The organism is Neisseria sp. 19428wB4_WF04 (genome assembly GCF_015235335.1).
GTDB classification, from domain to species: Bacteria; Pseudomonadota; Gammaproteobacteria; order Burkholderiales; family Neisseriaceae; genus Neisseria; species Neisseria musculi.
In genome coordinates, this window is the sequence record NZ_JADGLG010000006.1 from 26,213 (window position 1) to 45,407 (window position 19,195).

26 protein-coding genes are annotated in these 19,195 nt (G+C 55.7%); 15 read left to right on the forward strand and 11 right to left on the reverse strand.

Annotated elements, in window-relative coordinates:
• Window positions 1–3 precede the first annotated feature (3 nt).
• A complete protein-coding gene (gene glyQ / locus IR141_RS02575) occupies window positions 4–906 on the reverse strand; it encodes a glycine--tRNA ligase subunit alpha (RefSeq protein ID WP_135034124.1) in 903 nt (300 codons plus the stop codon).
• A 250-nt stretch (window positions 907–1,156) separates the two neighbouring features.
• Here glyQ and IR141_RS02580 point away from each other — a divergent pair, with 250 nt between their 5' ends.
• A complete protein-coding gene (locus tag IR141_RS02580) occupies window positions 1,157–1,813 on the forward strand; it encodes an OmpA family protein (RefSeq protein WP_135034125.1) in 657 nt (218 codons plus the stop codon).
• A 315-nt stretch (window positions 1,814–2,128) separates the two neighbouring features.
• Here IR141_RS02580 and IR141_RS02585 read toward each other — a convergent pair whose 3' ends face one another.
• A complete protein-coding gene (locus tag IR141_RS02585; protein WP_135034126.1) occupies window positions 2,129–2,491 on the reverse strand; it encodes a helix-turn-helix domain-containing protein in 363 nt (120 codons plus the stop codon).
• 183 nt (window positions 2,492–2,674) lie between these two features.
• Here IR141_RS02585 and IR141_RS02590 point away from each other — a divergent pair, with 183 nt between their 5' ends.
• Both IR141_RS02590 and IR141_RS02595 read left to right on the forward strand, forming a co-directional pair.
• Window positions 2,675–2,908, forward strand: a complete 234-nt coding sequence (locus tag IR141_RS02590; protein ID WP_135034127.1) for a DUF896 domain-containing protein — start codon at window positions 2,675–2,677, stop codon at window positions 2,906–2,908.
• A 43-nt stretch (window positions 2,909–2,951) separates the two neighbouring features.
• Window positions 2,952–3,824, forward strand: coding sequence for a pirin family protein (locus IR141_RS02595; protein WP_135034128.1), 873 nt, complete (start codon window positions 2,952–2,954; stop codon window positions 3,822–3,824).
• Between the two features lie 347 nt (window positions 3,825–4,171).
• Here the strand turns inward: IR141_RS02595 and IR141_RS02600 are convergent, their stop codons facing one another.
• The gene (locus tag IR141_RS02600) at window positions 4,172–4,645 is read right to left on the reverse strand and encodes a hypothetical protein (RefSeq protein WP_135034129.1); all 474 of its coding nucleotides are present in this window, start codon (window positions 4,643–4,645) and stop codon (window positions 4,172–4,174) included.
• Between the two features lie 41 nt (window positions 4,646–4,686).
• On the opposite strand from IR141_RS02600, the gene IR141_RS02605 reads away from it, so the two are divergent.
• Entirely contained in the window at window positions 4,687–4,992 is a 306-nt protein-coding gene (locus IR141_RS02605) for a hypothetical protein (protein WP_135034130.1), read from the forward strand.
• Here IR141_RS02605 and IR141_RS02610 read toward each other — a convergent pair.
• A complete protein-coding gene (locus IR141_RS02610; RefSeq protein WP_135034131.1) occupies window positions 4,960–6,114 on the reverse strand; it encodes an FAD-dependent monooxygenase in 1,155 nt (384 codons plus the stop codon). The genes IR141_RS02605 and IR141_RS02610 overlap by 33 nt on opposite strands.
• Before the next feature lie 59 nt (window positions 6,115–6,173).
• Between IR141_RS02610 and IR141_RS02615 the strand changes: the two genes are divergently transcribed.
• Entirely contained in the window at window positions 6,174–6,431 is a 258-nt protein-coding gene (locus IR141_RS02615) for a hypothetical protein (RefSeq protein WP_135034132.1), read from the forward strand.
• 132 nt (window positions 6,432–6,563) lie between these two features.
• Here IR141_RS02615 and IR141_RS13335 read toward each other — a convergent pair whose 3' ends face one another.
• Window positions 6,564–6,764 (reverse strand): hypothetical protein, encoded by a 201-nt coding sequence (locus IR141_RS13335; RefSeq protein WP_228068135.1) that lies wholly within the window; start codon window positions 6,762–6,764, stop codon window positions 6,564–6,566.
• A gap of 214 nt (window positions 6,765–6,978) precedes the next feature.
• Here IR141_RS13335 and IR141_RS02625 point away from each other — a divergent pair, with 214 nt between their 5' ends.
• The 5 genes from IR141_RS02625 to IR141_RS02645 all read left to right on the forward strand — a co-directional run bounded on the left by IR141_RS02625 (window position 6,979) and on the right by IR141_RS02645 (window position 10,242).
• Window positions 6,979–7,275, forward strand: a complete 297-nt coding sequence (locus IR141_RS02625) for a hypothetical protein (protein WP_135034133.1) — start codon at window positions 6,979–6,981, stop codon at window positions 7,273–7,275.
• Window positions 7,239–7,583 (forward strand): hypothetical protein, encoded by a 345-nt coding sequence (locus IR141_RS02630; RefSeq protein ID WP_135034134.1) that lies wholly within the window; start codon window positions 7,239–7,241, stop codon window positions 7,581–7,583. Before IR141_RS02625 ends, IR141_RS02630 begins: the two co-directional genes overlap by 37 nt.
• Window positions 7,584–7,715: 132 nt before the next feature.
• Window positions 7,716–8,468 (forward strand): 5'/3'-nucleotidase SurE, encoded by a 753-nt coding sequence (surE, locus tag IR141_RS02635; protein WP_135034135.1) that lies wholly within the window; start codon window positions 7,716–7,718, stop codon window positions 8,466–8,468.
• A complete protein-coding gene (locus IR141_RS02640) occupies window positions 8,468–9,127 on the forward strand; it encodes a protein-L-isoaspartate(D-aspartate) O-methyltransferase (RefSeq protein WP_135034136.1) in 660 nt (219 codons plus the stop codon). The genes surE and IR141_RS02640 overlap by 1 nt, the downstream gene beginning before the upstream one ends.
• 152 nt (window positions 9,128–9,279) lie before the next feature.
• Complete coding sequence (locus tag IR141_RS02645) at window positions 9,280–10,242, forward strand: peptidoglycan DD-metalloendopeptidase family protein (protein ID WP_135034137.1); 963 nt, start codon at window positions 9,280–9,282, stop codon at window positions 10,240–10,242.
• Window positions 10,243–10,294: 52 nt separating this feature from the next.
• On the opposite strand, the gene IR141_RS02650 is transcribed toward IR141_RS02645, so the two are convergent.
• Window positions 10,295–10,549 carry a hypothetical protein gene (locus IR141_RS02650; RefSeq protein ID WP_135034138.1) on the reverse strand — a complete coding sequence of 85 codons (255 nt, stop codon included), beginning with the start codon at window positions 10,547–10,549 and terminating at the stop codon, window positions 10,295–10,297.
• Window positions 10,550–10,640: 91 nt separating this feature from the next.
• On the opposite strand from IR141_RS02650, the gene IR141_RS02655 reads away from it, so the two are divergent.
• From IR141_RS02655 to IR141_RS02675, 5 genes are all read left to right on the forward strand, one after another.
• Complete coding sequence (locus IR141_RS02655) at window positions 10,641–10,844, forward strand: hypothetical protein (protein WP_135034139.1); 204 nt, start codon at window positions 10,641–10,643, stop codon at window positions 10,842–10,844.
• Entirely contained in the window at window positions 10,841–12,643 is a 1,803-nt protein-coding gene (locus tag IR141_RS02660) for a Na/Pi cotransporter family protein (protein ID WP_135034140.1), read from the forward strand. The genes IR141_RS02655 and IR141_RS02660 overlap by 4 nt, the downstream gene beginning before the upstream one ends.
• Before the next feature lie 56 nt (window positions 12,644–12,699).
• Window positions 12,700–14,040, forward strand: a complete 1,341-nt coding sequence (gene tilS, locus IR141_RS02665) for a tRNA lysidine(34) synthetase TilS (RefSeq protein ID WP_135034141.1) — start codon at window positions 12,700–12,702, stop codon at window positions 14,038–14,040.
• 76 nt (window positions 14,041–14,116) lie between these two features.
• Entirely contained in the window at window positions 14,117–14,716 is a 600-nt protein-coding gene (gene rpoE, locus IR141_RS02670; protein WP_135034142.1) for an RNA polymerase sigma factor RpoE, read from the forward strand.
• A gap of 1 nt (window position 14,717) precedes the next feature.
• Entirely contained in the window at window positions 14,718–15,305 is a 588-nt protein-coding gene (locus IR141_RS02675) for an RseA family anti-sigma factor (RefSeq protein ID WP_135034143.1), read from the forward strand.
• 250 nt (window positions 15,306–15,555) lie between these two features.
• Here IR141_RS02675 and iscA read toward each other — a convergent pair whose 3' ends face one another.
• The 5 genes from iscA to IR141_RS02700 all read right to left on the reverse strand — a co-directional run bounded on the left by iscA (window position 15,556) and on the right by IR141_RS02700 (window position 19,181).
• Window positions 15,556–15,876 (reverse strand): iron-sulfur cluster assembly protein IscA, encoded by a 321-nt coding sequence (gene iscA, locus IR141_RS02680; protein ID WP_135034144.1) that lies wholly within the window; start codon window positions 15,874–15,876, stop codon window positions 15,556–15,558.
• Between the two features lie 247 nt (window positions 15,877–16,123).
• Window positions 16,124–16,366: a recombinase RecA gene (locus tag IR141_RS02685; protein WP_135034145.1), complete on the reverse strand. Its 243-nt coding sequence runs from the start codon at window positions 16,364–16,366 to the stop codon at window positions 16,124–16,126.
• Between the two features lie 71 nt (window positions 16,367–16,437).
• Window positions 16,438–16,821 (reverse strand): Fe-S cluster assembly scaffold IscU, encoded by a 384-nt coding sequence (iscU, locus tag IR141_RS02690; protein ID WP_135034146.1) that lies wholly within the window; start codon window positions 16,819–16,821, stop codon window positions 16,438–16,440.
• Between the two features lie 143 nt (window positions 16,822–16,964).
• A complete protein-coding gene (locus IR141_RS02695) occupies window positions 16,965–17,957 on the reverse strand; it encodes a hypothetical protein (protein WP_135034147.1) in 993 nt (330 codons plus the stop codon).
• Between the two features lie 9 nt (window positions 17,958–17,966).
• Window positions 17,967–19,181, reverse strand: a complete 1,215-nt coding sequence (locus IR141_RS02700) for an IscS subfamily cysteine desulfurase (protein WP_135034148.1) — start codon at window positions 19,179–19,181, stop codon at window positions 17,967–17,969.
• Window positions 19,182–19,195: the final 14 nt, after the last annotated feature.

Genomic DNA, 19,195 nt, shown 5'->3' on the forward strand with positions numbered 1-19,195 from the left:
GTTTTAAGCGGCTTGCCGTTTCAGCAGCGGAAAGCCCAGCTTCTCGCGGCTTTCCACAAATTTCTGCGCCGCAGTGCGGCTTAAGGCGCGGATGCGGCCGATATAGGCGGCGCGCTCGGTTACCGAAATCGCGCCGCGCGCATCGAGCAGGTTGAACGTGTGGCCGGCCTTGAGCACCAACTCGTAGGCGGGCAGTGCCAGGCCTGCGTCTGTTTCAAGCAAACGTTTGGCTTGGGCTTCGTAGCCGTTAAACTGCTCCAGCAGCCACCGGGCATCGCTGTATTCGAAGTTATAGGCCGACTGCTCCACTTCGTTTTGGTGGTACACATCGCCGTAGGTAACGGTTTGGCCGCCGGGCGTGAGGCTCCACACCAAGTCATACACGTTTTCCACGCCTTGCAGATACATGGCCAAACGCTCGATGCCGTAGGTGATTTCGCCCAACACGGGCGAGCAGTCGATGCCGCCCACCTGCTGGAAATAGGTAAACTGGGTAACTTCCATGCCGTTGAGCCATACTTCCCAGCCCAAGCCCCATGCGCCGAGGGTGGGGTTTTCCCAATCGTCTTCCACAAAGCGGATATCGTGCACTTTGGGGTCGATGCCCAGTTCGCGCAGCGAATCCAGATATAAATCCTGAATATCGGCCGGCGCGGGCTTTAAGGCTACCTGAAACTGGTAATAGTGTTGCAGACGGTTGGGATTGTTGCCGTAGCGGCCGTCTTTGGGGCGGCGGCTCGGCTGCACATAAGCGGCAAACCACGGCTCGGGGCCGAGTGCGCGCAGGCAGGTGGCCGGGTGGCTGGTGCCCGCGCCCACTTCCATATCGAAAGGTTGGATGATGGTGCAGCCTTTGCCGGCCCAAAACGTTTGCAGTTTGAAAATGATTTGTTGGAAGGTGAGCATGATGTTTGCCGAGGTTCGGATGATCGCAAAAGCGGGCATTTTACTGTGTCGGCAGGGTTTTGTGTAGGCTTGCGGCGGTGGCTGCTTTACACGGATTTTCAGATACCTGGCGGAAGTTGGGCTGCGGCGCGGCGGTGCCGTTTCTAACCGGGCGGCACCACCCCTGCGGTTTGCAGCCCTGTGCCAACCATAAATTTTTCCGCTATAATGCCGCAGGTTTTATAGCTATTCATATTTAAAGGAAAAGCAAATGTCGGACAACAACGGCCACAAAGAACAGCGCATCGGTTTATGGATTGCAGGCAGTGCGGCGGCACTGTCGGTATTGTCGGTTCTTTTTTACGCTGTTTGGGGTTGGGAGAACGGCAGAATCGAAGGCTCGCCGGGCTACGGACAAGAGGCCTCGGCGGTGGTGGTTGAAGAAACCGTTGCGGCAGCTTCCGCGCCCGAAATGCAGGATTTTGAAACTTCTGAAGTTTTGGCCGCCGAACCTGCCGGTGAAGCCGAAAGCGGGGCTGCCGCATCCGGCACCGCTGCGGAGCAGATTTTGGCCGATACCCAAACCGCTGCGGCAGGAGAAGGCGCGCAGGCCGTGGTTGAAAACGGTGTGGTGAAATTCTACTTTGCCACCGGCAAGGCCGATTTGGCGGCCAATGCCGAAGAAGCCCTGAAAGATGTGCTGGACGGCGCGAAAGAGGGCAAAAAAGCCGTTATTTCAGGCTTTCACGATGCCACCGGCAACCGCGCAAAAAATGAAGAACTGTCTAAAAAACGCGCTTTCGCCGTGCGCGATGCGCTGCTGGGCTTGGGCGTGCCCGAGTCACAAATCGAGATGCGCAAACCCGAAAACGCCACCGGCAGCGGCAACAATGCCGAAGCCCGCCGTGTGGAAGTGGTGCTGGAATAAGCCGTTGTTTCTTTTTGAAAGCCTGGGTTTAAAAAGCCCGGGCTTTTGCTTTTTGGTTTTCTTTTCGGTTTTTCAGACGGCCACTGTTTATTTGTCCGGCTTGGCGGGCAGGGTTTCCCTTTGGGATAGTCGGTCGGGGCACGTTTGCCGCCGCCACAGACGGTGCAACAGGCATCGCAGGCGGCGGGGTGGATTTATATGCCCGTTTCAGACGGCCTTTTGTGCTGCGGTTGCATATTCTGCATCCTGTCTGTTTTTTGCGAAGCTGCGGATGATAAAAGCACCCGCCATGCCAAACTGACGGCAGGGCTGTTTTCAGACGGCCGGGTCTGCTGTTTTTTGATGTTTCACACATTCGGCGGCATATTGCTGCCCCCAGCGGTGCATGGCTTCGATAACGGGCATTAATGTGAGGCCGAACTCGGTGAGGGAGTATTCCACTTTCGGCGGCACTTGCGGATACACCTCGCGGTGTACGATGCCGTCACTTTCCAGCTCGCGCAACTGCAGTGTGAGCATACGCTGGGTAACGGCAGGCATCAGCCGCTGCAATTCGTTGAAACGGCGGGTTTGGGTGTTTAAGTGATACAGAATCAACACTTTCCATTTTCCGCCGACAATATCGAGCGTGGCCACCACGGGGCAGCAGGTTTCGTGTTCGGGCGCAGGTTGTTTCATATTGCTTCCTTTGGAGGGTGGGTTTTACAGTATAAAAAATGTGCGTACTTGTATGAAAAATTGTATTTCGTATAATACGCCTAACGAAACAAAAAGCCTATAAAAATTTATGGGCATGAATGAAAAACCCAAAGGCCGTCTGAAACGGTTTCAGACGGCCAAACCAAACGAAAGGAGCGCATTATGCGTATCGCCGAATTAGACCGCATCAACGAATTGGCCCGCAAAGCCAAAACCGCCGGCTTAACCGAAGCGGAGCTGGTCGAACGCGCAGCGTTGCGCCGGGCCTATATCGATAAAGTGTGCGGCCAGCTCACCAATATGCTCTCCACGCTGACCGTTATCGACACCGAGGGCAACGATGTTACCCCCGCCAAGCTGCGCGAAGCACAGGCTGCGGGAATGCAGGTTCAGTAACAATCGAATAAATGATGATTTAACCTACCGAAAGGAAACCGAAATGCGTAATGTGAAACAAATCTACCGTGCCGACAGCCAACACTGGGTGGGAGACGGCTTTCTGGTGCAGCCCCTGTTTTCCCACATGGGCGAAGACCGCGGCACCGACCCGTTTCTGATGCTCGATTATGCCGCCCCGCGCGTGTTCGAGCCGGGCAGGATTTCCAGCCCGCGCGGTGTCGGCCAACACCCGCACAAAGGTTTTGAAACCGTAACCATCGCCTATCAGGGCGAGGTGGCGCACCGCGATTCCAGCGGCGGCGGCGGTGTGATTAAAGAAGGCGACGTGCAGTGGATGACTGCCGGCGCGGGCATTATCCACGAAGAGTTCCACTCAGAAGCGTTCAGCAAAAACGGCGGAATGTTTGAAATGGTACAGTTGTGGGTGAATCTGCCCGCCAAAGATAAAAACACCCCCGCCCGCTACCAGCATCTGGCCAAAGACAATATCCCCGTGGTGCAGCTTCCCGATCAGGCCGGCCACCTGCGCCTGATTGCCGGCGAGCATGAAAACGTGAAAGGCGCGGCCGAAACGTTTACCGAAATGAACGTGTGGGATGTGGTGGTGAATGCCGGCAAAGAAGCCGTTATCAACGTGCCTGCAAGCCACAGCCTCTCGCTGGTGGTGTTGCGCGGCAACGCAACCTTCAACAGCAAAGAGCAGGCGGGTGCAGGCCGGTTGGTGAGCTTTGAAAAAGACGGCGGCGAAGTGCGCATTGCCGCAGGCAGTGAAGAAGTGAAAATCCTGCTGCTCTCCGGCGTGCCGATTGCCGAGCCGGTGGTGGGTTACGGCCCGTTTGTGATGAACACCGCCGAAGAAATCCGCCAAGCCGTGAGTGATTTCAACAGCGGCCGCTTCGGCAGCATTCATTAATATCCGGCCATCAAGAATATTCAGTAATTAAGAATATCCGGTAATCTAGGCCGTCTGAAAACCGTATCACCGTTTTCAGACGGCCTTTTTATGGCAAAACCGCACAGAACGTTATCGGGCATCAGGGCGCAGGCCGGGCGGTTCAAACGGCACAAGCTGCTGCTTTTCTGTGTAAACAGTTGCTTTGTTTTCGGGGGTATGGGTGGGCCATTGCGTGAAAGTATAGGTTGCCTGCCATTGATAATAGGGTTTGCCGGTGTTCCGATAGGAAGTTTTCAGTATCTGGGTTTCTTCATCCTCCTGAAAACAGGCCTTTACCGTCAAACTGTAATAAAAGGGAATATCTTTTAAGGCAACTTGATGGCTGCCGTCTGAATTGAGTTGGACGAAATCTGCTTTCTCTTCTGTGGCGGAGCCGCCCGAAAACCAGTCGGAAGCCCCTTTGATAAGCGCAACCGCCCATTGCCCTCTGCCCAGCGGATAAAGCGCGGGGTGGATAGACAGGCGGGATCGCTTGCTGCCCGGGTAATTTCACTGCCGTGAACATAATCGGCAAAATCCCACCGTTGTTTGAGTTGGTAAGCCGAGCCTTTCGTGAAGCGGGCAAGCTGCGGGGTGTGGTCGATAAAATAGTATGCTTCCGGCGATTTTCGTTTGAATAACCCACCTGAATCTTTATCGCATTTGGGCAGTTGCCGGCAAACTTCAGCCAGCTCGGCGGGTGAAACCGCCATTTTGCTTAAAATTTCTGCTTTTATTTCTTGTGCCGCAAGCGGTGGAGAAAGCAGCAATGCGGCGGCAAACCAAGATTTAAACGCCATATACATTCCGATGCTTTCATTTTAGGTAAAAGTGGCGCGTATTGCGGCAGTTTTCATGGAACTGCGCCCAATCGATCAAAAGCGGCAATCCAAAACACCGGCAGCCGCAGGCAGGTTCCGCTTCTTTTGGACAGCAGAATACTGCTTTTGCCCTGTTCTTTGTCGTTCGGCGCAATCGGTACGCCGGCGCACATACAGTCCGGCCGCTTTGCCATACTGCCGAGGTTCGCCGCTTTACATTTATTTTTCAAGCAGCTGCCGTGCGGCAAAATGCATCGGCGTTTTATCGTTTTCTTTGGAAAACCGGCTTGGTTTCAGCCCGGCAAACCCATTGCGTGTTTGATTAAGCGGCGTTTCAGCGGCGGCGCGGCATTCACCAGGTTCAGCCCCGCATTGCGCAGCAGGGGCAGGGCGGGGAAGGTTTGCGTGCCGAACAGGCGCAGCAGGGCATCGCAGCCGAGCTGAATGGTGCGCACCGGCTCCAAACGGTTTTGCGCATAGCGTTTCAGCAGCTGGTGTGCGCCTGCATCAGGCGCGTGGCGGCTGATGCGCGCAAACTCGACCACATCGCCGAAGCCCAGATTCACGCCCTGCCCCGCCAACGGGTGCACGGTGTGGGCGGCATCGCCGATCAGCATCACGCGCTGCGCCACGGTGGTTTCGGGGCGGCGCATCACCAAATGAAAGGTAAACGCGGGCGAGGGTGCGGTGAGTTTGCCGAGCACGCCGCCGCCTTTTTCGGTTGCGGCGGCGGCCAATTCTTCGGGCGGGAGCGCAGTCAGCCGCTCAGGTTTGCTTGTGCTCCAAACCATAGAAATATTACGGCCGGGCAGCGGCAGATAGGCCAGCACATCGCCGCCCGCAAACCATTGGAAGGCAGTGCCGCCGTGGTCGAGCTCGGTGTGGAAGTTTGCCACCACGCCGTGTTGGCCGTAAGGCGTTTCTTTAACGGCAATCCCAACCTGCGCGCGCACCCAGGAATTTGCCCCATCGGCGCCGACAATCAGCTGCGCGGTGAGTGTTTTGCCGCTTTGCAGGGTGAGCGAGGCCGTCTGAACACCGGCAGACAGCGATGCGGCGGCTTCGGTAACCACGGGGATGCCGAGCGCGCGCACCTGCCGCCACAGCGCGGCCTGCAGCCCGCGGTTTTCAATAATCGAAGCAAGCTGCGGCACGCCGGCTTCGGCGGCCGAAAATTCGATGCGCCCGCTGTTGTCGCCGCGCACGTCCATACACCGCACCGCCTGCACGCGCTCTTCAGACGGCCACGCGCCGAGCGACTGCAAAAAGGCGCGGTTGGCAGGGTTGACGGCATAGATGCGCGCATCCCAGCCGCTTTTGGCGGCATCATCATCAACAGCGGGCGGACGGGTTTCCAGCAGGGCAACGCCGCGCCCCTGCTGTTTGAGCGCAACCGCTGCCGCCGCGCCGACCAAGCCGCCGCCGATAATCACAATTTCGTAGTCCATAACAGATTGATGCAGATAGTGGGGTTGTCCGATTATACCCGTTTCAGACGGCCGCAGGCTTGTGCAGCCATACCTTGAACCGTCTGAAAACCTTTTCAGACGGCCTGAAGTGTGGAAAAAGCCGGCTTGTTTGCACCTGCGCCGAACGGCTTTTGTTTTGCCGTAACGATGGTTTCGTGATTTTCGATGGCGGCCGGAAGCCGCGCGGCGTTGCCGTGCCTTTGGTCGTTTCAGACGGCCCTCAAAGCCCTAAAGCGGGTTTTCAGAAAAAAATGAAAAATGCAAACAACGCGGGGGGCTACCCTTGGGGCTTTTGAAAAACAGCCCTAAAGCCGTCTTGCGGAGAAATGGCTGCGCGGTGCCTGCCCGTTTGGCGCGGCTCTGTCTGCCGTGCGGCGGTGCGGATACCGCCGGGCTGCTTTATCGAAGCATTCGGCCGTCTGAAAGCCTTATCGGCGTTGTGTGATGATTTCGACAAACAGTTTTTTAAACAGCGGCTGCATGTCTTCGGGAAGCTGCATAAACAGAAGCCCGGCCGGCATTTTCTGCCAGTCGGGATCGGGCGGGTTGTTTTGTTTGGCCAACTCTTCGGCCGGCAAAAAGATTTGCGAAACGGGGCAGCCGAAAGCCTGCGCCAGATATTGGAGCATGGCGGGGCTGTAGCCCTGGTTGCCGTTTTCAAGGTTGGAAAATTGCTTTTCGAGGTGTGGGCAAAATCGGCAAGCTGTTGTTGCGTCCAGCCTTTTTTCTTGCGCAGAAAACGGATTGCATAGCGGATGCCCATGCCGGTTATGGTATTCAAACCGCCGTTTTTTGGATTGTATTGCTGTTTAATTTGATTAAATAAAATTGTAATGCAATACTTTGTTTTGCTTTACTGTATTTTTATCCATTAATCAACCAATTTGGGAGTGTGATATACGTTATTTACCGGCTGTATTGGCAGCGCTGTTGCTGGCCGCCTGCTCGGGCGAATCTTACGACCGTTATGTAGGCTTGTGGAAACGTGAAAACGGAGGATCTCCTGCAGTATTGGCGATCACTAAAGAATACGGCAAAACTTATCTGCTTAATGAAAATATATTGCAAGAAACGGATTTTTTGGAAACAAGAAACAAGGCCGTGTGCTGGATTTGGGTGAGAAAGGGGAGATGGGGGTGAATATAGGCATTGGTGTGATTCCGGTAGTGCTGTCGGAAGATGGCAAAACTCTGAGAATTGACAACCGGTCATACAGTAAAATTTCCGAATCTGATTTTACCGCTTTCAAAACCGAGCTGGAGCAAAACGAGAAACTGTGCAAACAATTGGAAGAAGAATACCGAAATAAAAGAAACAGCCTGAAAGACCCCGCTTGGGGTGCCCCGCTCGAAGAACGTAAAGCCGCCGAAGCACAGCGTGAAAAATTGGTGAACGAATACAAGCTGAAAAAAGAAAAAATCGCTTATTGCCGGGCAAGCATATATTAGAGAATATACCGGCAGGGGCAACCGGCAGGCCGTCTGAAAAAAGTTTCAGACGGCCTTGTATTATATTTCTGAAAAATAGACACTTAGCTAGGCAATCGGTAAAATTCACGCCGTCTGAAAACAAGGTTGATTATGAACATTTTGATTTGCAACGACGACGGCTATCTCGCGCCCGGCATTGCCGTGCTGGCGCGGGTGGCGGCAGAGTTTGCCAATGTGCGCGTGGTGGCGCCCGAGCGCGACCGCAGCGGCGTGAGCAATTCGCTCACGCTCGACCGCCCGCTGCACATACGCGAAGCCGCCAACGGCTTTTATTATGTGAGCGGCACCCCCACCGACTGCATCCACCTTGCCCTGCACGCGCTGCCCGAGTTCAAGCCCGATTTGGTTTTATCGGGCATCAACAACGGCGCCAACATGGGCGACGACACCCTTTATTCGGGCACGGTGGCTGCAGCCACCGAAGCCTATCTGCTGGGCATTCCCGCCGTGGCCTTTTCGCTGAACGACTCTGGCGGCCGTTATTGGGAAACCGCCGAAAAAGCCGCCTGGACGATGTTGTCGCACCTGCTGAAAAACCCGCCCCGGCAGCCGGTTTTGTGGAATGTAAACATTCCCGCCGTTGCGCCCGAAGATATCCAGGGCTGCAAAATTACCCGCCTGGGCCGCCGCCACCATGTGCAGAGCGTGGTGCCCGCGCGCAACCCGCGCGGCGAAGCGGTTTATTGGATAGGCCCGGCCGGCAGTGTTTCCGACCGTGAAAACGGCACCGATTTCGCCGAGAGCGAAGCGGGCTATATCACGGTTACGCCGCTGCAAATCGACTTGACCGACTATCACACCACGGCCGGCGTGGCAGCATTCTGGCAGGGAGTGATGCCCTGATGCACACCAACTGGACAGGCTTTGAAAACCGCCGCCGCCGCATGACCGACCGCCTCTCGCAGATGGGCATCGGGCCGTTGGTATTGCAGGCAGTGGGAAGGGTGCCGCGCCATCTTTTCGTGGAAGAAGCCCTGCAAACCCGTGCCTATGATGAGATGTCGCTGCCGCTGGGATTGGGGCAAACCATTTCCCAGCCCTACACGGTTGCCAGAATGACGGAGCTTTTATTGGGAGATGCCCCGCAAAATATGCGGCGCGTGCTGGAAATCGGCACCGGCTGCGGTTATCAGACGGCCGTGCTGTTGGCGCTGGCGTTGCCGGAAATTTTCTCGGTGGAGCGTTTGCGCCCGCTGCACGAGCGTGCCAAACAGCATTTGCGTGCGGCCGGTTTGCTGGCCAAAGCGCGGCTGGTGTGCGGCGACGGTTATTTGGGGCTGCCCGAAGTGGCGCCGTTTGACGGCATTCTCGTTACTGCCGCGCCCACCGAAATACCGCTGGCACTGCTGCAGCAGCTTGCCATCGGCGGGCGCATGGTGTTGCCGCTTGATGAGGGCGGTATACAATATTTGTGGCTGATTGAAAAAACACCGCAAGGCTACCGCGAAACCTGTGTGCAGGAAGCCAATTTCGTGCCGTTGGTGAGCGGGGCGGGGGAGTGAATGCCCGTGAGGCCGTCTGAATGCCGCCGGCGCGCCGAGCCTGCATTCTCCACGCTTCTTAACACGTAAAAACTTGTAGAAAGAGGCATAATTTGATTATGATATGCCCCGATTCCACACTTAAACCAAACAAAACAGAAGGTCATCTAAATATGTTGAAAAAAACCGCATTCCGCACCGGCACGGCAGTTTTGGTATTGATGCTGGGCGCGTGTTCATGGTTCCAGCAGCCTGCTGCTCCCGTAACCGTAGGAGCGGCATCGGGTGCTTCCGGCACATCGGCGCAGAGCAACCCCTACGGTGCCGCGCCTTACGATCCGAATGCGGCGGGCGCCGTTGCCGCCCCCGAGCCTTACACGCCGCCTGCAACTGCGGCGGCGGCCGCTCCATCGGGCGGCGGTGCCTATATTCCTTCCAATGCGCCGGTCGATATCCATGCCGCCACACACACCGTGGTGCGGGGCGACACGGTTTACAATATTGCCAAACGCTACAACATCACCCAAGACAATGTGCGCGAGTGGAACAATCTTAGTGCCGACAACACCATCAGCGTAGGCCAAAACCTGCGCGTGAAACCGGCCGGCTATTCCGCGCCGGCGGCAACGGCAGCGTCCAAACCCGCCGCGCCGCCTTCTTCGGCTTCTGCCGCCACCACCCCTGCACCTTCCAATGCCGATTACGCGCGGAGCCCGCAGGCCGCAAGCCCCGCCAAAACCCCCACGGTATCCACCGGCGGCGTGCGCACGGTGTCCGGCATCGTTTGGCAGCGCCCGACTGCGGGCAATATCATTGTTCCCTTCGGCGGCAGCAGCAAAGGCGTTGATATTGCCGGCCAGGCGGGCCAGGCGGTGGTTTCCGCCGCAGACGGCAAAGTGGTGTATGCCGGCTCGGGTTTGCGCGGCTACGGCAACTTGGTGATTGTGCAGCACAATCCAACCTTTTTAACGGCTTACGGCCATAACCAAAACCTGCTGGTGAAAGAAGGGCAAACCGTCAAGCGCGGCCAAACCATCGCCCGTATGGGCAGCAGCGATGCCGACCGCACCAAACTGCATTTTGAAGTGCGCCAAAACGGCAAGCCTGTTAATCCGACCCAATTCGTTGCATTTTAAACCTTGCCGGCACAGGCGGCCGTCTGAAAATTTCAGACGGCCTTTTGTTTGCTTATGTTAAAATGCCGCGATGAAATGTATGTGATGCATTCGCATTCCCGGCAAAACGGCAAGCCGCATAAGGTATATACGGCATGGAGCCGATTTCCACCGTCCGGCCGGCAAAACCGTTTTTTGAGTTTGGTTTTTGAGTTAAGGCGCGGAATGGCTGCAAAAGAAACGCAGTGGGCCGGCCATCGTGGGCTTCCTGATTTTCGATACCGTTCAGACGGCCCGTAATGATGCGGAAATTTAGGCTTTGTTTCATCCGCCCCCTGTCTTTTCGCCCATGTGCGGCACGCAGGGGCGGTGTGGCATATTGTGAAAATGGTGCGGGGCTGTTTATCGGTTGATTGGGTGTGGGAAGCGTGCGGCAGCCGGTTTGCCCCGCCGCCGCCGCAGCCAAAGGCGGTGATGCCCGGCAGAGGCGGTTTGTGCGCTGTGCCGCAGTGTGTTCAGACGGCCTTGTCTGCCGCAACCGCCGGAATGGCAGGCGTTGTGCCGCAGGCCGTCTGAAAAAGAGAGGGTTTGTGCGCGGCTCGGGAGAAGTGGGAAGAATATGAAAAAAGTAAACAACCATCAGGTGAAATGGATGCTGGCCGCCGCAGCGCTGTCGGTGCTGGCATACAGTTTCTGGTACAGCGCGCCGTGGCTGAAGCTGTGTTACGGCCTGGCGCTGTTTCTGTTCGGTATGCAGTGTATCGAAGAAGGCCTGCGCAACGCGGCGGGCGGCACATTGGAGCGGCTGATGGAGAAAAGCACGTCCACGCCTGCCAAAGGCTTGCTGTTCGGCATCGGCGCAACCTTTATTTTGCAGTCGAGCACTTTGGTTTCGCTGCTGACCATTGCTTTTTTGAGCACCGGGCTGATTACGCTGGCGGGCGGCATTGCGGTGATTTTGGGCACCAATCTGGGTGCGACCAGCGGCATTTGGCTGCTGGCGGCAGCGGGGCAGAGCATCAGCTTGAGCCCCGTGGCCGTGCCGATGTTGGTGTTTGGCATTCTGGCCGGGCTGATCAACAGCAAAGGCAAAACCATAGGCCGCGTTTTGGTGGGCATTGCCTTGATTTTTTTGGGTGTCGATGCGATTAAAGACGGCTTTCAGACCCTGGGCGGGCAGGTGGATTTTTCGTCTGTAAACGCGGGCGGGGTGGCGGAAATCGCCATTTTCAGCGCCATCGGCCTGTTTTTAACCATTGTTTTGCAGTCTTCGCATGCCACTTTGATTTTAACATTGGCGGCGTTGGCGGCGGGGCAGATAAGCGTGGCGCAGGGGTTTGCCGTTGCCATCGGCTCCAATGTGGGCAGCAGCATTTCCACTGCGTTTGTGGGTATGCTCGGCAGCGACCGCAGCGGCCAGCGGCTGGCATTGGCGCATTTATTGTTTAACGCGGTAACGGCGGTATTGTCGCTGCTGCTGTGGCTGCCGCTCACCAAACTGGTAATGTTTACGGCGAAACTGACCGGCATGGGCGGCCTGTTGCAACTGGCTTTGTTCCACACCTTGTTCAACGGCTTGGGTTTGGCGGTGTTTTGGAAGCTGCAAAACAGGCTGGCGGCGCAGTTAATCAAATGGCTGCCGGAAAAAGAAGAGCGCGCGCACCTGCTGCCGGAGGGGCACGAGCCGGTGCGCGCGCTGCATTTAAACCACAATATGCTGCGCTCGGGCGAAACGGCAATCCGCTCGGTGTTTAAAGAAATAGGCCATCTGAACGCGGTGAGTTTAGAGGCCATCTGCCACGTTTTGTTTATTCCGGTGGAGAAACTTTATGAAGAGCAAACCGATGCCGATGAAGCGCTGCAGCCGCCCAAACCTCCGCTGAACCTGGATGCGCAGGCGCTGTATGAAAGCCAGATTAAGCCGCTCTATAGCGAAGTGTTGGATTTCGCCAGCAAAATAGACATGGAAGGCGAAGAGCAGCAGCAACAGCTTTCTACTGCTTATACAGCGGCGTTTCAAATGGTAGAAATCGTTAAAGAAAGCAAACACCTGCAGAAAAATATGCAGCTGCACCTGCAACAGCCCGACTCACCCGCATTCCGCGACTATATGCGCCTGCGCCGCCATTTGTTTAAAACGCTGGTGCTGTTCCGCCGCATCAGCGCGCTGGCGGCCTATTCGGAAGAATGGTTCGGGCAGGCAGCATTGCTGTCGAAACATATCGACACATTGGAAAATTTCCGCGCCCGCACGCTGGTAAAACTGCGCAAAAAAGAAATCGGCGGTTGGGAAACTTCATCGCTGATGAACGACATCAACTACGCCCGCCGCATCGGCTTGGGCGTGCAGGAAATCATCAATCTTACAGGCGCGCAGCCCGCCCGCAAAGAGCAAGAGCGGCAGGAAGCCGCATTTGTGTAAAATACCGGCCGTCTGAAACGTTCAGACGGCCTTTTTTACTTTGTCGTCCCCAATCTATGAACACTGCCCTGCATCCGTTACAGCAACGCCTGGCTGCCGCCTGGCCGCATGATTTTCCTGCCGGCACCCGTATCGAAGCGGGTTTGAGCGGCGGCTTGGACTCGGTGGTGCTGCTGCACCTTCTCGCCGCCCTGCAACCGCGCTTCGGTTTTGCGTTGAGTGCCGTGCATGTGCATCACGGTTTGAATGCCTGTGCCGATGAATGGGCAGATTTCTGCCGCAACCTGTGCCGGGAATGGGGCATTGCGCTGCGTCTGGAAAAAGTAACCGTGGCGGATAACAGCCGTTTGGGCATCGAAGCAGAAGCGCGCAGGCAGCGTTACCGGGTGTTTTCAGACGGCCGCTGCGATGTGCTGGCATTGGCACACCACCAAAACGACCAAGTGGAAACCTTTATGTTGGCCGCGCTGCGGGGCGGCGGCCTGCGCGCGCTCTCGGCCATGCCGCAGCGGCGGCCGCTGGGCGGGCGCATCGAGCTTTGGCGGCCGCTGCTGGAGGAGTCGCGCGAAACCCTCGAAAGCTATGCAGCCGAACAGGGCTTGGCTTATGTGGAAGACGGCAGCAACGGCGATTCGGCATTTCTGCGCAACTGGCTGCGGCACGAAGCGCTGCCGCAATGGCGCAACCGCGTGCCGCATTTAGACCGCCATATCGTCCGCAGCATCGGTTCGCTGCAAAACGAGCTGACCCTGCTCAACGAAATTGTGGAGCAGGATTACGCTTATATCTGCGCAGCCGGCGCATTCAGTATTGCGCGCTGGAAAACCCTGAGCGGAGCGCGCCGCCGCCAACAGCTGCTGTATTTTGCCAAACTGCACGGGCTGGGTGTGCCTGCCGCAGAAAGCACCGCCGACTTTGCGCGGGTGTTGGGCACGATGAAAACGGTATCGGCAGAGTGGCCGCTGCCGCATGGAAAAATCCATGCCTACCGCGATACCTTGTTTGCCCAAAAAACAGGCTGGCAAGACACGCTGCCCTGGGTTGCGGGCGGCGCGGTTTTAACAGGCCGTCTGAAAAATATACTGCCTGAAAACGGTTTTACCCTTAAACCGCATTCGTTCGGAATGTGTGAGAAATTGTTAAATGAAGAGTGCGTGATTCGGGCGGCAAATGCCGAAGATGTGATTCAAACGACCATTGGTCGTAAAAATGTTTGGAAAGTTTTACAAGAAAGCAAAGTGCCGCCGTTTGCAAGGCGCTATTGGCCGGTGGTGGCCGACAGCGGCAACCGCTGCGCGGCTATTGCCAATATCCGGGTTAGCGTTCATCATAGCAGCCCGAACGGGGCTATCCCTGTTTTTGATAAATTTAATTGCTTTATTTTGGAACCAAAGTAAAGGTAAAGTGTCAGAAAGCCATAGACGAACGCTTTACCTTTTCTGTCTTTGTCATCTGGCTATTTAAGGGTTGAGCATGAATGATCGTAAAATCGATCAGGCATTGGTAGAGCGGGCGCAGAAAGGCGAACATAAAGCATTCGAGCTTCTTGTGTCGAAATACCAGCGCCGCCTTACCCGTTTGTTGTCGCGCTTTATTAAAGACGAGCACGAAGTAAACGATGTTGTGCAGGAAGCTCTGATAAAAGCCTACCGGGCATTGCCGAACTTCCGAGGCGAGAGTGCCTTTTACACCTGGCTCTACCGTATCGGCATGAACACCGCTAAAAACTACTTGGCTACTTCGGGCAAACGGCTTTTCGTGAGTGCCGATGTGGCCAACGATGAAGGAAATATTCTCGATTTGGCCGACCAGCTTGCCGATGATCATACGCCGGAAGCCGAGATGCTGAACCGGGAAATATTGGAAACCGTGGAAGCGGCCATCGCCAAACTGCCCGATGATTTACACAAAGCCATTTCCCTGAGGGAAATGGAGGGTTTGTCTTACGAGGAAATTGCTCAGATTATGGACTGTCCCATCGGCACCGTGCGTTCGCGGATTTTCAGGGCGCGCGAGGTCATTGCTAAAGATTTAAGGCCGCTGTTGGACACGTCTGAAAACCAAAGGTGGTAAAGTGAACCAAAATAAAGACTATGAATTTGTTTCTGCCGCCATGGACGATGATGGTTTGTCGGAAGAAATATTAGATAAATTATTGTCTGACAGCGAAGCACGACAAAAATGGCGCGAATACCATTTCATACGCGATTGCCTGCAATGCTCAAAACCTGCCGCGCGTGAAGAAACGGTATCCGTTTCCCGGGAAAGCATAACGGCGGTGGTGCAGACGGTTGCCGTGAAACAATCCGGCCGCAGCGAAAGCAGGGCGGTTCCCCCAGCAGCCAACAACCACGCCTTTAGAGGTTTTGCCGTTGCGGCCAGTGTGCTGGCGGTAGCGGTAGGCGGGTGGCAGTTTTTGCCGCAAAGCGGCAGCGGCGGTTCGGCAGTAGCCGGGAAGGCCGCCCCTTCGGATCGGTCGGAGATTGTTTCGGTGGGCGGTAAAGCCGCTCCGGCCAAGAGTGATGCGGTAGCCAATGCAGAAGCGCAGGGAACGGTGGTGCCCAATGCCGCCCGCGCCAACCAGACCGGTGCTGCCGAAAAGCAAAGTGCTGTGAGGGTGGAAAAACTGCCCGAAGCCGGAGCAGCCAGCGCGGCGGAATAATTTGTGCTGTTTGGCAATAGGCAGGAGAGAGGCCGTCTGAAAAAGTTTTCAGACGGCCTGTTTGTTTTGTAATCATGCCTAATCGTTTTTCTCAATTGTTTTTGCAGCAAAAAGATATTGGGCCAAGCCAGGGTATCTGTTGTGGGCGCGGCAGAATACGGCCGGGCCGGTGTTTGACGGGCTCAATCTGCTTTGTGTTTTTGAAAGAAACAAAGGCTCTGACGGAAAAAAACGGCTGACACGGGTGCTGTTAAACGTGGAAGCTTTCGCCGCAGCCGCATTCGTCTTTCACATTGGGGTTTTGGAACTTAAAGCCTTCCTGCAAGCCTTCTTTGGTGTAGTCCAATTCCGTGCCGTCAAGATAAATATGGCTTTTCGGATCAACGAATATTTTTACGCCGAAACCTTCAAACACCAAATCTTCGGGCTGCACGGTGTCTGCAAATTCCAAAGTATAGGCCATGCCGGAGCAGCCGCTGGTTTTCACACCCAAGCGGATGCCTTCGCCTTTGCCGCGTTTGGTTAAAAAGGTTTGGATATGGTCGGCAGCTTTTTTGGTTAGGGTAATCATGGTTTTATCCTTGTGATGCCAAAATATTGCAGGTTGTGCGTCAGCCGGGTAACGGTTTAAACGGGCGGGTATATAGCAAGCCTTAGGGTCTGCCGACAATTGGCCGGCGAAGCGGTTTTTTGAGGCAAAAAACGCGTATGCAAGGCAAAAAGCACAACAAGGTTGAACACCTTGCGAGCATTTTTAACGCCGCAGACGGGGGGAATTTGACCAAAAATACCGCCGTTGCGTTAATTGTCGACAGCCCCTAGGCTTGGGTTTGCCGTTTCGCCCAAGCTACTGCGGCGGCGACGGCGGTTTTGGCCTGCGGGCTGTTTTTCCGGCAGATCGAGCCGGTTAGGGCCGCGCCTTGTTGCAAAATATCGTTAACGGCGGCGCGGACGAGCTTGGCGGCATCGTCCAAACCCATTTGCTGCAAACGCTGCAACACGGTTTTGCCTATGCCTTTTTCGGCCAATAGGGATTGGGTTTCCGCTTCGGTAAAAGGCATGGCGATTCCTTTCTGAAATGCGTTTTCAGACGGCCTTGCGTGTTTTTAACCGTTGCAGGCCGTCTGAGCGGTTAAACGCCGTTTTTCTTTTTATAGTCGGAAACGGCGGCTTTAATCGCGTCTTCGGCCAAAATCGAGCAGTGTACTTTCACCGGGGGCAGCTCCAGCTCTTCGGCGATTTCACTGTTTTTGATGGCCAGCGCTTCATCGAGGCTTTTGCCTTTCACCCATTCGGTGATCAATGAAGAAGAGGCGATGGCCGAGCCGCAGCCGTAGGTTTTGAACTTGGCGTCTTCAATCACACCCTGTCCGTTTACTTTGATTTGCAGCTTCATCACATCGCCGCAGGCGGGTGCGCCGACCATGCCGGTGCCGACCGATTCATCGTTTTTGTCGAACGAGCCGACATTGCGGGGGTTTTCGTAGTGGTCGATTACTTTGCTGCTGTATGCCATGATGTGTTTCCTTGTGGTTTGGTTTATAAGATTATTTAAGGCCGTCTGAAAAGAAATTCAAGGCGGCTGGGGGCTTGCTGTGTGGTTTGAAAGGTTTGCTTAAAAGGGTTGGGGGTTGCCGGTTTTTTCAAACCAACCCGCGTTTATTCGATATGGAAAACGGCTTCGGGGGCATGCGCGGCTTCGCCGTAATCTTCATCGCGCCCGAACAGTGCCGGTTTGTCGGGCAGACTGTTGGCGGGATATTCCGCTTGGGGGCGGATAAGCGTCAAGCCGGGCGGATGTTCAAGGCCGGTGCAGTGTTTGCGGATTTCGTTTACTTCTTTTGCGCTTAGGGGGTCGGGTTTGCCCATGCTGGTATGGTTGCCGTACATTTCGCTGCCGATCATCAGCAGTTTGCCGTTTTGGAAGCGGCCTTCCCAAGATTGTTGATCCTGCATGGCTTCTTCACTCATATTAATCCACACATGGCCGCGCGGTTTGCCGATGTCGAAACGGGTAATCTGCCAGCCACCTTCCCGGCGCGGGTAGCCGAAAAACAGGTAGCGGTGTTTCAAAGGCAGCGTTTCATGCGCGCTGAAACCATTTTGTTGGGGCGAGAAAAACGGAGCCATATTGGCCGGTGTTTGCGGGCTGTTGCTGCTGCCGAACACAACATCGCGCTGCAATGCGCTGAAGGCTGCGGTGTTGATGCGCAGCTCGGGTTTGAGCGTTTTTTTGCCCGTTGAATGGTCGGGCTTTCCGGCATAGACAACGAAACGGCTGGGAAACCGTGAAGTGCGGGTAAATTTGAGCCGGATGCTGTTTCGGTCTTTGCCCGATTGCTCCCATTTGCCGGGGGAGTGGATATCCATGGCTCCGGCAATGGAGCTCAGGCAGAAAGTGTGATCGGGCAATATTGCCAAAGAGGCCACGCTGTCTACGGAGTGGTGGCTGTACACGCCGATAAAACCGGCCTGCGGTGTTTGCGCCCACACGGCAGCGCAGGGCAGGCAAAACAGCATACCCAATAAAGCGGCGGCAGGGTGTTTCATTTGTTTTGGCTCGTGTTTGATGGTTATGGATAGGGTTTCCGGCCGTCTGAAAACCGTTTTGCCGGATTCGCAAACCCGGCCTGCCGTTTCAGACGGCCTCATGCATCAATCTTAATGCTCTGCCCATTCAACGGTGTTCAAATCGATGCCTTCTTTAAACATTTCCCATAATGGCGAGAGTTCGCGCAGTTTGCCGATTTTTGATTTAATCAGCCCGGCGGCGAATGCCACTTCTTCTTCGGTGGTCATGCGGCCGAAGGTGATGCGTAGGGAGGAGTGGGCGAGCTCATCGTTGCGGCCGAGTGCGCGCAAAACATAGCTGGGCTCCAACGAGGCGGAAGTGCAGGCGGAGCCGCTGGATACGGCCAATTCTTTTACCGCCATAATCAGGCTTTCGCCTTCAACGAAGTTGAAGCTCACGTTGAGGTTGGTGGGCACGCGCTGCTGCAAATCGCCGTTGATATACACTTCTTCGATGCCTTCGATGCCTTTGAGAAACACTTCGCGCAGTTTCAGGGCGTGGGCGCGGTCTTGCTCCAATTCTTCGCGCGCCAGGCGGAAAGCCTCGCCCATGCCGACAATTTGGTGGGTCGGGAGCGTGCCTGAGCGGAAGCCGCGTTCGTGGCCGCCGCCGTGGATTTGCGCTTCGAGGCGCACGCGCGGTTTGCGGCGCACATAGAGCGCGCCTATGCCTTTGGGGCCGTAGATTTTGTGGGCGGAAAGGCTCAGCAGGTCCACTTTGGCCGTTTCTACGTCTATCGGGGTTTTGCCGGCGGCTTGGGCGGCATCAATGTGGAAGATGATTTTGTGTTCGCGGCAGATTGCGCCGATGGCGGGAATATCTTGAACCACGCCGATTTCGTTGTTTACCCACATCACGGAAATCAGGATGGTGTCGGGGCGGATGGCGGCTTTGAGCGTTTCCAAATCAATCAGGCCGTTTTCCTGCACACCCAGATAGGTAACTTCAAAGCCCTGGCGTTCGAGCTCGCGCATGGTGTCGAGCACGGCTTTATGCTCGGTTTTGACGGTGATGAGGTGTTTGCCTTTGTTTTTGTAGAACTGCGCCGCGCCTTTGATGGCAAGGTTGTTGGATTCGGTGGCGCCGCTGGTAAACACGATTTCTTTGGCATCGGCATGAATCAGTTTGGCGATTTCGGCGCGGGCGTTTTCTACGGCTTCTTCTGCGCTCCAGCCAAAGCTGTGGCTGTTGGAGGCGGGGTTGCCGAACTGCTCGGTGAGGTAGGGAATCATTTTGGCCGCCACGCGCGGATCAACAGGAGTGGTGGCGGCATAGTCGAGATAAATCGGAGTTTTGATGGTCATGGCTGTGTTCTTTC

Coding starts and splice junctions, on each gene's coding strand:
- glyQ (WP_135034124.1), bottom strand. CDS start 906: ATGCTCACCTTCCAACAAATCATTTTCAAACTGCAAACGTTTTGGGCC.
- IR141_RS02580 (WP_135034125.1), top strand. CDS start 1,157: ATGTCGGACAACAACGGCCACAAAGAACAGCGCATCGGTTTATGGATT.
- IR141_RS02585 (WP_135034126.1), bottom strand. CDS start 2,491: ATGAAACAACCTGCGCCCGAACACGAAACCTGCTGCCCCGTGGTGGCC.
- IR141_RS02590 (WP_135034127.1), top strand. CDS start 2,675: ATGCGTATCGCCGAATTAGACCGCATCAACGAATTGGCCCGCAAAGCC.
- IR141_RS02595 (WP_135034128.1), top strand. CDS start 2,952: ATGCGTAATGTGAAACAAATCTACCGTGCCGACAGCCAACACTGGGTG.
- IR141_RS02600 (WP_135034129.1), bottom strand. CDS start 4,645: ATGGCGTTTAAATCTTGGTTTGCCGCCGCATTGCTGCTTTCTCCACCG.
- IR141_RS02610 (WP_135034131.1), bottom strand. CDS start 6,114: ATGGACTACGAAATTGTGATTATCGGCGGCGGCTTGGTCGGCGCGGCG.
- IR141_RS13335 (WP_228068135.1), bottom strand. CDS start 6,764: ATGCTCCAATATCTGGCGCAGGCTTTCGGCTGCCCCGTTTCGCAAATC.
- surE (WP_135034135.1), top strand. CDS start 7,716: ATGAACATTTTGATTTGCAACGACGACGGCTATCTCGCGCCCGGCATT.
- IR141_RS02640 (WP_135034136.1), top strand. CDS start 8,468: ATGCACACCAACTGGACAGGCTTTGAAAACCGCCGCCGCCGCATGACC.
- IR141_RS02645 (WP_135034137.1), top strand. CDS start 9,280: ATGTTGAAAAAAACCGCATTCCGCACCGGCACGGCAGTTTTGGTATTG.
- IR141_RS02650 (WP_135034138.1), bottom strand. CDS start 10,549: ATGAAACAAAGCCTAAATTTCCGCATCATTACGGGCCGTCTGAACGGT.
- IR141_RS02660 (WP_135034140.1), top strand. CDS start 10,841: ATGAAAAAAGTAAACAACCATCAGGTGAAATGGATGCTGGCCGCCGCA.
- tilS (WP_135034141.1), top strand. CDS start 12,700: ATGAACACTGCCCTGCATCCGTTACAGCAACGCCTGGCTGCCGCCTGG.
- rpoE (WP_135034142.1), top strand. CDS start 14,117: ATGAATGATCGTAAAATCGATCAGGCATTGGTAGAGCGGGCGCAGAAA.
- iscA (WP_135034144.1), bottom strand. CDS start 15,876: ATGATTACCCTAACCAAAAAAGCTGCCGACCATATCCAAACCTTTTTA.
- IR141_RS02685 (WP_135034145.1), bottom strand. CDS start 16,366: ATGCCTTTTACCGAAGCGGAAACCCAATCCCTATTGGCCGAAAAAGGC.
- iscU (WP_135034146.1), bottom strand. CDS start 16,821: ATGGCATACAGCAGCAAAGTAATCGACCACTACGAAAACCCCCGCAAT.
- IR141_RS02695 (WP_135034147.1), bottom strand. CDS start 17,957: ATGAGGCCGTCTGAAACGGCAGGCCGGGTTTGCGAATCCGGCAAAACG.
- IR141_RS02700 (WP_135034148.1), bottom strand. CDS start 19,181: ATGACCATCAAAACTCCGATTTATCTCGACTATGCCGCCACCACTCCT.